This window comes from Cellvibrio sp. ATLC23 (assembly GCF_057196725.1).
Genome location: NZ_JBXUOS010000012.1, coordinates 159,249 through 170,940, shown reverse-complemented (window position 1 = coordinate 170,940; position 11,692 = coordinate 159,249). Strand labels below are relative to the sequence as shown.

The window sequence follows — 11,692 nt, the reverse complement described above, 5'->3', positions numbered from 1 at the left end:
CGAACTTATACTGGACCCCGATAGCAACGAATAGTGCAAGCGTGGTAAAAGCTAAGATCTTAATGGGCTTTCGCCAATCGACATAATAATTCATGATTCCTTCTAACGTTGTGTTCAACCGCAGTTTGTAAGTAGCGCATTGCGATAAACTTTGCGCAGCAATTCGCTAAATGCGCTACTTACAAACTGTCGAGTGGAGGCGCGAAGCGCCGAAACGGTGTTGGAGCACCTTGTTATGCATTTTTTGAGGGCACCAAGTTATAGAAGTCGCGCGCCTCACAAATAATTACCGGAATAGAAACTAATAGCCCTGTGAATCCCATTGCTAAAACCAGTGGTACCCCGGAAATTCCAGAGCTTTTTGCCAATATTAGATATGCATACCCAGAAATAACTAATGCAGATAGAACGATTCCAGCGATAGCAATGAAATATGCAATACCGCCAAATACCTCAGGTACGATAAATGACCTTGATTTAAAAGAAATAATTAGCCTGTAAAGAACTAGTAGAGGTATAAAAGAACCAATTAACCCAAAGATAAATAAAACTATTGGCATTGCCCCAGGAACTAAGCTGAGTGGTTTAGCTAATATAAGCCCAGGTATAGCCAGCGCAGACTTACCAGCAACGGCAGCAGTTAATAGACAAAGAGCATATACAGTTTTTCTCATGGCAACTTTCCTTTTTTTGAATTTGCATAACGCCGTGCACAACGGCAGTTTGTAAGTTGTGCGTTGTGGAATACTTTTGCGAAGCAAAACCACATAAGCGCGACTTACAAACTGTCCAGCCGCGCAGCGGCGTGTTGCTGCGCCTTGTTAGCACTTTATTTTACGGCCTCTTGCTCTAGAAAGATGGGCAAACTTGAAAACCTTGAATTTAAAATTTCATTTTGACCAAGAAAATAGAGTTGGAATGCTTCTTCTACCGATTCCGGCTGTTCTAGAACATAGGCGGTAACCCATTGAACTTCTTTTACCTTTCCGAAGCCAAATATTGTTTTGACTTTCTTTGGCTGAACGATGCCTACAAGATATGCGAACTCTTCCGGACTTCCTATTACGGAAACCCAGAGATCAATGTTTGTTTCTGAATTTTTAACTGAGATTGTTGGCTCGCTACCGCCTTTGTTGTTTCCGACCTGCTCCTTCCAACGGAAGCCCCTAAATTCTTTCTTAAAGATTTCAAATGTAGCGCTTCCCTTCAGGTCATATTGGTCAAAACTATAGCCCGCCTGCTGAATATCATACGTGAATGAATCTGCCAAAGCTGATCCTGAAAAGAAGATGATAATGGTCAGTAGTATTTTCATATTGAGTGCTAACGTTAAGCACAACGGCAGTTTGTAAGTTGTGCGTTGTGGAATACTTTTGCGAAGCAAAACCACATAAGCGCGACTTACAAACTGTCCAGCCACGCAGTGGCGTGTTGCTGCGCCTTGTTATGCTTTGCCTTCTTCAGTGTATTTAAATTTAGCTCTTTTCCAAGGATGTTTTTCAGACTTTCTAAATACTTCATAACCCTTTGGTAAGCGAAAAAATTCTGAAATAAAAGGAAATTTCTCAAGTAGGCAGCCCATGCAGATTAGCATGTGGTTTTCAGGATCATCGGTTGTGTCGCACAGAACTTGCCAATAATCTTCACTGTCATGAATTATGGTGAGGATTGGACGCTCTCCATTCATAACGTACTTTGATGTAACTGCTAATGTATTTTCAGAGAATCCAAAATCCCACTCTCTAACATCAAATGAATGCTGGTGCATTGCATCTCCTATGCATAACGCCGCAATAAGCGGTGGTTTTTAAGTTGCACTTTTGCCATAAAATGGAGCGTAGCGGAATGGCAAAAATGCAACTTAAAGGCCATCCGTTTGATTGCTTTGTTAAGCGTTTTAAAGTGGCAATAGATTTAGTATAACTAAAGCAATTGGCCCAGAAAACAGACCCAATATGGCCCTCAGCCAAGTTTTAATATTTTTTGGCAATATTAGACCGAGAATAAAACTGAATATAGCAGTTGTAATATAGACAAAAAAGCTCATTACCCAAATAGCACCTGCTGCCCACCCAACTTCAGCTGTTTGTTCAACAATGCTTTCAATTAGAAAAAATATGTACACACAGATAAATGGCATTAATGAAGAGATAACCGTAACTATAACGGGTCTATTTTTAGGGGAATATCTGTAAATAAATGCAAGAAAAACTGGGAGACCAAGCTCGAAAATCATTGCGCCAAAAGATAACAGTGTTTCGTCTAAATCGATATCCATTCATGACCTGCTTAACGCCGAGTTCAGCGGCAGTTTTTAAGTTGTGGTTTTGTGGAATACTTTTGCGTAGCAAAACCACAAAGCCGCGACTTAAAAACTGTCCAGTGCAGCGAAGCGGAGCGATGCTGCAACGACTTGTTATGCTTTTCTTGTTGAAAATTTTTCACCGAAAATTGATTCATATTCGATTTCTGGTTCGCAGTTAAAAAGCAGTTCACGAAGCTCTTCATAATTAACTGCACTTTCCAATGGCTTAATTGAAATAAGAGTTATTTCACTCCCAACTGCGATGTAGCTTCCTTTGTTTGGAACAAATATTTCGGCTTCAACTTTTCCTAGACCAAGACTGTTAATGAAATCATAAAGATCATGTTCAGAGTTGATTATAGTTTTCTTACCATTTATAGAAATAGCATAGCTCGCAAATATTGCAGGGCCAAGGCCATTGTTATGAATACAAATTTCAATAGATTCATAATTTAATGCGTTATGAGATAACGATATTAACGGAGTTACGGAGTTACGGAGTTACGGATTTCCGTTGATGTTGTCTAGTTAAGATGCCCTGCCAGATGGATACAGCTAGTGCGCATAAAGCAATAACAGCAGATGAAATAGATATGGCTGTTTCCATAAGCATAATTTTCTCCGAAGTGGTATTGCATAACAGTTTATTCAATGGCCAAAGCCGTATATTTACAGGCAGATTAACTCTACCCTTTAAAAATTGCTAGATGCAGCAACATCTTAGCAATCAACATAAATAAAGTTGGAAATATACAGTTTAATCAATTCGGAGATATACGGCCTCCACTTTTTAATATCCGCTTTGGGCGCGCTTCTACCTTTAAAATGTGTTGCTGTTAGTAAACTCAGCCTGCGCCGCTAGCAGCAACCTACCTTGATTACGCCTTAGGTCAAAATGTACCTGCGGGGGTTGCTTCGTGAAGTACACCCTACAATACAATCACGTCATTGAAGCATAGGAGGACTAGATAACAAATTTTGCCGGGTAATGTAATTACTGCCCATTACATGCATAGGTGCCCACGGTGGGCAGTTGATCAGCTTGGTGGCATCAATGTGCCTTAATGGTTTGCTGCACAGCGCTCATGTCACACAAGTCGTCCATTGGCTATGCGTCTTTTGCGGAATTGGCTAGGCTCGGTTTGACTCGCATTTTCCCTATGTTGTTAAGCAGCTTGGTTGCACTTTTATTCTGGTCCAACGCCGGTGCTCATTAAAACCGCTTAAAGCGAAAAATAATTAATCACTACAGGTAGCTTCTGATGAGAAAAAGTATCACCGTTTTACTTATTTTATCCTTTCTGCTTGTTTACTCCAACCTAGCTTTTGCGGAGAAAAAACGTTGTATGTCAATAAGGGAGTTGTTTACACCGCCGCGGGAGAGCCTTTGATTACCGCGTTAAAAGCAGGTAAGGCTTGCATCATTGTAACGACTGAAGAGGGAGGAAGTATTTGGTCTGTGGATATTGAGGTGAAGTAGTTAAACCTATCGAAAAACGGGCAGGTTAATGCCGATGACATTAACCTGCTGCTTATGTATGCAAAAAATCTTGGTATAACTCAATAGCGTGATTAAAACTCCTTACGTGCATTCTCGGCTTTCTTGGCCTTTTTGGCTTCTTGTTTTTCCTTTGCGGTTTTAGCGGCGGGTTTCTTGCTTTCCTTTTTGATGTCTTGTGCTTTGCTCATGATAATTCTCTCGAATTAGGAAAAGGAGTGTTGCAGTATTAGGCTACATCCAATTGCACAGAAAAGATATATCGCGGCTATTCTTGTTCTGGTTAGCGAAAATGACCATGAAACAAGGACTGATGCAAAGCCTCTGCAAATATTACAGGCGTCCCATCAAAACCAGAACCAGAATGATTACAACAATCAAACCTAAGCCACCACTCGGCCCATAGCCCCAATTGCGGCTATGGGACCAACTTGGTATTACTCCGATCAACATTAGAATCAACACAATTAATAAAATTGTTCCTACGCTCATATTCTGTTCCTTAATTTTATATTAGTAATAATCTCACCTAACCGATACTTAGCTGTCGACCAGGTGCGATGTTATTGTGCTGCTGTTGAATGATTGGCAATAATTACTTCCACGCGGCGATTCAACGCGCGTCCGGAAATTGAATCGTTGCTTGCCACAGGGAAGCTTTCTCCCTTGCCATAAGCGCTGAGCCGGTTGTTGCTGATACCCTGCTCGAGTAAATAGGTGCGCACTGATTCTGCGCGGCGCTGTGACAGTGATAAATTACTTGCGTCACTGCCTACATTATCGGTGTGGCCTTCAATCAGCAGCGTGCGATCAGGATAGCTTTTGAGAAAGCTCGATAATTTCACCAGATTTTCCGCTGCATTGCCTTTGAGTTGCGAATTGCCTGTCTCAAACAACATATCACCCAGGGTGACTACTAAACCGCGCTCGGTTTCTTTGGCATTTAGCTCGGCAATTTGGCGGCGCAGTGCCTCACTATCTTCGCGCGCCATATCTGCATCCAAGCGTGCTTGTTCAGCGGCATTTTGTGCGCGATCTGCTTCGCGAGTGCGTGAATCCAACCGCGCGCTATTGCGTTCTTCAGTCAAGCCAGCGCGTTGGTCTTCAAGCTGACGAGTCTTGGCTTGTGCCCAGGCAACATCTACCTCACGGCCAGCGATAAATACCAGGTAATCTGATAGCGCTTTATCCTTGCGTGGAATTTCCGCCTGCTTTACCGCCGTGTCGGCTGTGCGAATAGCAACCGAAACCTTGCTGGCCAGTACAGGATTATTTTGCAGCTGAGTGAGTTTTTCCCGTGCTAATACCGCTCCTTCAGGTGGTTGTGGTGTGCTTGCACAGCCACTGATAATCAATAAGCTGGCAACTGCTATGAGTATGGGGGCGCGTAAGTTCAGCGGTTTAATAACTGCATTTAGGTTTAACAATTTCATTGTGTGTCTCCAGTTTTACGCTGCATTTCTTCTTTAAGTACATCGATATTTTTAGTCATATCCGTATTTACTGCCTCGGCCTTGGCGAGTTCTGCTTTTGCCGACGCTAGCTTGATATTCATGCTGGCCTGTTGCGCCAAACGTTTAGCCAGCACCATGTCTTCCTTTGCGACGGCAGCACGTGAGTCGCTAAGTTGTTCGCGTGCTCTCTGCATTTCTGGCAATGCATATTCGGCAACACGAGCCTGTTCCGCATCGGTAAGCGATTGTTCGGCAGCGCTTATTTCTTGTGTTGGTGGGAGTGGTTTTGATGCGCAAGCACCGAGTAATAATAGGCTGATGCCCAATACCAGCAGGTGCGGAGTGAATGCCCATGCACCTCTAGTAGCGGCTGTGTGTGTTAATAAATTCATACTTTTTTACCTTTAATTGACGAACAAATGTTGTTTCTTAATTTTTTCTTTAGGTGGCCGTTGGCGTGATGACTTGTGTGCGATATGCAATATGACAGTTATGCAGTACGGGCGAGTTGGTTGATGGAGGTACAGTAGCAGGATTTGTGATGGCCTATCGGTGCGCTGCCACACCCAGCTATTGACTCCATTATTTGCGCGTGATTTGTTGTTGAGTGCGTTGGCGAACGGATATCGGTCGTAGTGCGGATTAGTATGAGCATTCCGCTCCGGGTTGAGGTGAATAGAAAAAACTACCTGGCATTGGAGAGCGAAACGAATATCTATTTAAACAATTTATTATTAGGAATTAATTATGCAAACTAATCAAAATAGCCCAACGTTGAATACCAATGGTAAAGACGACAATACAGATGCTTCAGCGGGCCTTGCGCGTGAATTTCACAGCTTTGTTGCAGACATGGAAGATCTTATCAAAGCGACTACAAATCTTACTGGCGATGAATTGCATCGCGCCAAAGCTAAGCTGAATCAGCGTATTGCAGCAGCCAAAAGTTCGGTTGAAGAGGTAGGTGAAACTATTGTTAACCGTGCGCGCAAAACCGCCCAGAGCACAAATACTTATGTGCACGAACAACCATGGAATGCCATTGGTGCCAGTGCTGCTGTAGGTCTGCTGTTGGGTTATTTGTTGGCGCGTCGCGCATAGTCGAGTTATAGCAAGATTTTGCTATTAGCCATTAAAAATGCATTCACTTGAATGCATTTTTGCCATCAAGGAAGGGGAATACCCCTTGGTCACGCATGGAGTGACTCCTCGTAGGAATAAAATATTTATGGAAATAATTAAGCGCTTGCGCACTATGGCAAAATTAGCATTGACGCGCTTGGAGTTGCATGGCCAGCTTGTCAGTGTTGAGTGGGCAGAGGAAAAGGTTCGATTACAGCAGCTAATGATTGCTTCGCTGTTCGGATTTATTTTCCTTTTTTGTCTGTTCCTGTTTGCAGGCATTTTAGCTGTTGCGCTCAGTTGGACTAGCGATTATCGCACCCTAACTATTGCAGGAGTTTTGGCTGGCTACGCTGTGGGCTTGTGTCTGTGTGCTTACTGGGTTGTTCAGATTGCTGCACGAAGCTCGGCCACGTTTTCTGCAGCGCGTGAAGAAATTGCCGCTGATCTGGCGCTGATTCGGAGTCAATTGTGAATTTACCTGTTGAACCAAGCTTGAAGGTGAAGCGTTGCTTGCTACAGCAACAATTGCGCAGCCAGCGGCAGGATATTATTGCGCAATTGGGTGGGGCGGGTGATATAGAGCCGCAATTCCCTCGCAGTGCCACCATGCGTTTTTTTGCTGGTCGTGCGGGTTTGAAATTGGTGATGGAATTTGCGGTGCGGCGTTTGGCGCAGCGTTATCCCGGTGTTTTGGTCAACGCTTTTGCCTTAATGCGCCTGGCGCGCTGATGTGGCTGGCGGACTCATGAATATAGCTGGGTTTGACGTGGCATAAGAATACAAATATTCGCGTTTAGAAAATAATTTGTGGCAGATCAGGTGATGATTAACACTCAAAAAAAGACGCTGAGTGAATGCCCCAGCCGGAACAGGCGAGCGCGTCTAAATTATCCTGAGTGGTAAACTAAACGTGTAAATCATAAAACAATTAAAAATAGCGACGAGATAATCGCAAAATATCGTCAAATTTTGACTCAAATTTTCCTGGCCTTTTCATCCCTTCATTGGCAGCGCAGAGCGCCAATTGTGGAGATTGGCCTTCAGCTTTGGGCTGCTCCTCTCAAACTTATTAACCTGCCGCATAGAGCGAGCGGTGTTTTTTGATAAACGCATAGGCTGCCTGAATGCGTTTAAAGCGTTCGGTGGCGGCATTGAGCTGATCTTGCGCTAAACCCTGACTTACTAATTTATCTGGGTGCAGCTGGCTGGCGAGTTTTTTATAGGCGCGCCGGATTTCATCTTCAGTCATATCGATTGTCACACCCAATATTTTGTAAGCTTTGTGCAAGTTGCGCTGTTGATTGGCAGTGTGGGGCTGGGTGTTCTGCTGTGGTTTTGTTTGCGTTGTATGCGGATTGTTATAGGTATCGGCTTGGGCGGGTTTGGGTGGATTAATACTCATGGCGAGCTGATCTTGCGCGTAAATCATTTTTAATAAATGCGGAAATACAAGACTTTTATAACCCAGCTCCCGCGCAATCCACTGCAGTGCATGCAGTTCTTTCTCCATCAAATAACCATCGGCACGCGCCATGGCAACCAGATGCATTAATAGAATCTGGATGAGCTTGGGTGTGGTTGCGCTGCGAAATTCCTGCAGCGCCTGACGCGCATCAAATTCAGGCGCAGTGGCCGATTTAAACAGTGCAAGCGCTCTGCGCTGTTCATCCTCCGCGAGATGCATTTTTTTCATATGCACCTTCAGCCGCTCAATCTCCTCGCGGTTAATCGGTCCATCACAATGGGCGATGTACCCCAAAAAGCGAAACGCCCCGATCAAAAAGGCTTCGCGAATACTTGGGCGCTTGTCTGGCATGGGTAGTCCACTATTAATAAGTCTGCCTAAATCATAGGTGGTTTTAATGCGAGCAGCGTAGAGTGATAACGATAAAAGGCTAAAAACGATCATTTTTGTTGTGAACCGTCATCATGATCGCAGCGGTTATGAAAGTTTCATTCCATTATTTGAATTCAACACTTGTAGTTATAACGCGAAAGTAATTCAATAAATCCACTTTGCTGGACACCAATCAATTTCCCCGAGCTGTAGCATGTCAACCGGTTCATCAATCATCGATCAAAAAATTTTGCGCAGAGTGACGGCTTTGCTGGCGCTGTTCGCTCTTATTGCCAGTGTCGTTTCCCTTAGCGGCTGGGCATACGATATTCCGCGCTTCACCAGTTGGATTGACGAAGATATATCGATTCAGCCTAATACTTGTGTGTTAATCGCGGTGGCCAGTATCGCAATACTACTTTTGCATTATGGGTATCAACGATCTACTTTGGCGCTGGGTGGGTTTGTTGCTTTAGGTGGTGGAGTAAACCTGCTGCAATACGCACTCGGAGCAGATTTCGGGTTTAATCATCAATTACTCTTTGGACGCGAGTGGGGGCATACTGCCACCATGACCCCTGGGCGTTTTGGTCCGCCAGCGTCAATATCGTTTGTGCTAATTGGCATCTCTCTTGGATTGCTCGTCTCCCAAAAACTCCGCCGCCGTGTGCCCATTCTTGCGCTGGTTGTTGTGCTGCTAATGATGTTCTCACTGCTTGGTTATATCTTCGGAGCTCGAAATTTTTATGCCATCCCCTGGCTCTCGGCAATAGCATTGCCCGCTGCAATCATGTTGATGGCGGTTGCGTTGAGTTTGATTGTGAGTGTGCCTGAGCAGCATCCCATGCTGTTGTTATGCGAGCGTTCCAGTGCTGGCACTATGGCGCGCACCGTGTTGCCTATTCTTGTGATGATGATTCCCTTGTTTATCTGGCTTCGTGGCAAAGGTTACGAGCTTGAATTATTTGATCTTGGCACCAGTCGGGCGTTAGGTGCAGCAGTGCTAATGCTGGGCGTGGTGTCGTTGATGTGGATTGCGTTGCTCGCGCTGCGTCGCCGCGAATTGCGTGAGCGCGAGACCGATCAGCGCAAAGATGAATTTCTCGCCACGTTGGCGCACGAACTGCGCAACCCTCTTGCGCCTATCAGTAATGCGGTATCGCTATTAAAGCTTGCAGGCGACAATCCAGAGGCATTTGGGCGAGCGACAGACACCATCGAGCGACAAACTGCGCATTTAGTAAGGCTTGTTGATGACTTGCTCGACATGAGCCGCATTAGCCGTGGAAAAATAGAGTTGCGTCTATGTCGAATAGACGTAGCAACGGTGATTCAGCAGGCAGTAGAAACCTGTAGCCCTTTGGCGCAATCCGCGTCTCAGGACGTTACCGTGGTAATGCCACCGCAGGCAATTTTTGTAGAGGCTGATTCGGTTCGGTTGACGCAAGTTGTCAACAATCTGTTGAACAACGCCTGCAAGTTCGCTGGGCAAGGTGGCCAGATCAGTTTGATCACCGAACGGGGCGATAGAGAAGCAGTAATCACCGTAAAAGATAATGGCATAGGTATTCCGCCCAACATGCTGGCGTTTATTTTCGAAATGTTTTCGCAGGTTGATCAATCATTAGAACGATCCAAAAGTGGTCTGGGTATCGGCCTTACCCTTGCCAAACAATTAGCCGAATTGCACGGCGGCAAACTTGAAGTTCACAGCGAAGGTCTTGGCAAGGGCAGTGAGTTTGTCATTCGTTTGCCACTTGCGCTCGATCAGACACAGCCGAAAATCACCCCGCAAAATACGAATGTCGCGGGCACAGGCATCCGTATTTTGATTGTTGATGACAATCTGGATGGAGCGAAGAGTTTATTCGATGTGTTGACCTTAGTCGGCAACGAAGCCTTCATGGCGCATGATGGTGAAGAAGCCATCGACGCGGCTGAGAGGTTGCGCCCCGATGCCATATTGTTAGATATAGGTTTACCAAAATTAAACGGCTTTGAAGTCTGCAAACGGATTCGGGAAAAGGAGTGGGCGAAAGATACGTTTATCGTCGCCCTCACTGGCTGGGGGCAAGACGAAGATCGTCATAAATCTGCCCAGGCCGGGTTCGACGTTCACATGGTTAAGCCGGTTGATCTTACTGAACTGCTCAATATGCTGTCGCGGTTCCCGCAGCGCAGTGAGTTGGTCTAATGCAATAAAGGCAGTGAAAGCTGAATTAATTCGCTTAACTTGTCACTCGCGATTATCCGGCGCCATAGCATTCTTCATTGCCCCAAAACAAAAACCCCCGCTACTTGTGTCGGTTCACCCATAAACTGTCACACCATTTGAATCATATATTGTCAATTTCACCCCCGAAAGATGCTGTAGCGCCCATCAAATCAGCCCCGATTTTGATTACTGAACCCATTAATTGACACTCTTCTAGCGTATTACACCTAAAAAGTGACATATTTAACTTATTGATTAATATAAACTTTCAGGATTTATGAACAGTACTTGGTTCGTTCAGCGCTAATTTCATGAGTAGTTATTTGGACCTACGACACATAGCTATTAATCAAACAGCTGAGAGCCCTATCGAAAATTGTATCGGTGGGGCTTCGACTAACTGTTAGACGACAATTCGAATTTTAGGGGGCGTGGGAATTTGTAGCGCCGGAAGCGCCTCAACTTGTGTAGGGGTGGACTTAAAATATTGATGTGAGTGACTTTGAATCTGCTAAATCCAAAGGAGCACTCTCTGGAATCCAGAGAGTGCGGTGGTCTAATTACGCCTTGAGAGTTTCGGCATTCTTTAGGTTTGCTCGTACGGTTTTAAACAGCCCGCCGTTCTCCATGGTTTCAATATAGTGACCGACCACGGTTCCTGCTTTTGTATGAGCAGCCGATATCCCCATCCCTTGGCTCACATAATAATCCGCGGTTGCTCGAACTACCTTTTCTTCGCCATTCTCTTGAATTGCCATGCCGAACTGATAGGCATCATTGCCTACCTTAAGGCTATCAAGTGAAACTCCAACGCAAGTTTTTTTCGTAATGCGGGACGCGGTTACATCAAAAGTTGTATCGCTCATGGGTTTTAGCTCCAAAAAAAAGTTTGCGGCAATGTTGCGCATAACGTGAAGCAACATTCGCCAGTCAATGTTGTAAAATTTGATATGAATAAAGAATCTAAGGTGCCATCATCTTTCAATGAAGGGCTTAATGATCCAGCTGTATTTGAAACACCGCAGGGATCGCAACACTCATTTTCCGTGAGCAACGTCAACATCCATATTTAAAAACCAGCTGTGTTTAAAGAACCACAGGGATATGAGAACTCGTCAGTTGAGTCGCAAGGCAGGGCTTGGATGGGGGTGGATATTTACTTCTTAACCTCCAGAGCTTCGAGTGATTTCATTTTTAATTTAAACGAAGCGCAGTGCAGGGGGCAAGCAGTTTTTAACCACTGAAATCACTTTATTCC

General features: G+C 44.8%; 13 protein-coding genes. 4 read left to right on the top strand and 9 right to left on the bottom strand.

Annotation, left to right across the window (positions count from 1 at the left end; genetic code table 11):
* Positions 1 to 233 precede the first annotated feature (233 nt).
* From AC2CG4_RS17500 to AC2CG4_RS17470, 7 genes are all read right to left on the bottom strand, one after another.
* Positions 234 to 674, bottom strand: a complete 441-nt coding sequence (locus AC2CG4_RS17500; protein ID WP_484487498.1) for a hypothetical protein — start codon at positions 672 to 674, stop codon at positions 234 to 236.
* A 155-nt stretch (positions 675 to 829) separates the two neighbouring features.
* Complete coding sequence (locus AC2CG4_RS17495) at positions 830 to 1,420, bottom strand: hypothetical protein (protein ID WP_484487497.1); 591 nt, start codon at positions 1,418 to 1,420, stop codon at positions 830 to 832.
* Between the two features lie 24 nt (positions 1,421 to 1,444).
* Complete coding sequence (locus AC2CG4_RS17490) at positions 1,445 to 1,768, bottom strand: hypothetical protein (RefSeq protein ID WP_484487496.1); 324 nt, start codon at positions 1,766 to 1,768, stop codon at positions 1,445 to 1,447.
* A gap of 129 nt (positions 1,769 to 1,897) precedes the next feature.
* Positions 1,898 to 2,278: a hypothetical protein gene (locus AC2CG4_RS17485; RefSeq protein WP_484487495.1), complete on the bottom strand. Its 381-nt coding sequence runs from the start codon at positions 2,276 to 2,278 to the stop codon at positions 1,898 to 1,900.
* 1,858 nt (positions 2,279 to 4,136) lie between these two features.
* Complete coding sequence (locus AC2CG4_RS17480; RefSeq protein WP_484487494.1) at positions 4,137 to 4,295, bottom strand: DUF3309 family protein; 159 nt, start codon at positions 4,293 to 4,295, stop codon at positions 4,137 to 4,139.
* A gap of 71 nt (positions 4,296 to 4,366) precedes the next feature.
* Complete coding sequence (locus AC2CG4_RS17475) at positions 4,367 to 5,236, bottom strand: OmpA family protein (RefSeq protein ID WP_484487493.1); 870 nt, start codon at positions 5,234 to 5,236, stop codon at positions 4,367 to 4,369.
* On the bottom strand, positions 5,233 to 5,649 hold the full coding sequence (locus AC2CG4_RS17470; protein ID WP_484487492.1) for a DUF4398 domain-containing protein: 417 nt from the start codon (positions 5,647 to 5,649) through the stop codon (positions 5,233 to 5,235). The genes AC2CG4_RS17475 and AC2CG4_RS17470 overlap by 4 nt, the downstream gene beginning before the upstream one ends.
* Before the next feature lie 355 nt (positions 5,650 to 6,004).
* On the opposite strand from AC2CG4_RS17470, the gene AC2CG4_RS17465 reads away from it, so the two are divergent.
* From AC2CG4_RS17465 to AC2CG4_RS17455, 3 genes are all read left to right on the top strand, one after another.
* Entirely contained in the window at positions 6,005 to 6,358 is a 354-nt protein-coding gene (locus AC2CG4_RS17465; protein WP_484487491.1) for an ElaB/YgaM/YqjD family protein, read from the top strand.
* Between the two features lie 127 nt (positions 6,359 to 6,485).
* Positions 6,486 to 6,854, top strand: a complete 369-nt coding sequence (locus AC2CG4_RS17460) for a phage holin family protein (protein WP_484487490.1) — start codon at positions 6,486 to 6,488, stop codon at positions 6,852 to 6,854.
* The gene (locus AC2CG4_RS17455) at positions 6,851 to 7,111 is read left to right on the top strand and encodes a hypothetical protein (RefSeq protein ID WP_484487489.1); all 261 of its coding nucleotides are present in this window, start codon (positions 6,851 to 6,853) and stop codon (positions 7,109 to 7,111) included. The genes AC2CG4_RS17460 and AC2CG4_RS17455 overlap by 4 nt, the downstream gene beginning before the upstream one ends.
* Positions 7,112 to 7,451: 340 nt before the next feature.
* Here AC2CG4_RS17455 and djlA read toward each other — a convergent pair whose 3' ends face one another.
* A complete protein-coding gene (gene djlA, locus AC2CG4_RS17450) occupies positions 7,452 to 8,198 on the bottom strand; it encodes a co-chaperone DjlA (RefSeq protein ID WP_484487488.1) in 747 nt (248 codons plus the stop codon).
* Between the two features lie 235 nt (positions 8,199 to 8,433).
* Between djlA and AC2CG4_RS17445 the strand changes: the two genes are divergently transcribed.
* Positions 8,434 to 10,413, top strand: coding sequence for a hybrid sensor histidine kinase/response regulator (locus AC2CG4_RS17445; RefSeq protein ID WP_484487487.1), 1,980 nt, complete (start codon positions 8,434 to 8,436; stop codon positions 10,411 to 10,413).
* Between the two features lie 581 nt (positions 10,414 to 10,994).
* Here AC2CG4_RS17445 and AC2CG4_RS17440 read toward each other — a convergent pair.
* Positions 10,995 to 11,300: a hypothetical protein gene (locus tag AC2CG4_RS17440; protein WP_484487486.1), complete on the bottom strand. Its 306-nt coding sequence runs from the start codon at positions 11,298 to 11,300 to the stop codon at positions 10,995 to 10,997.
* Positions 11,301 to 11,692 lie beyond the last annotated feature (392 nt).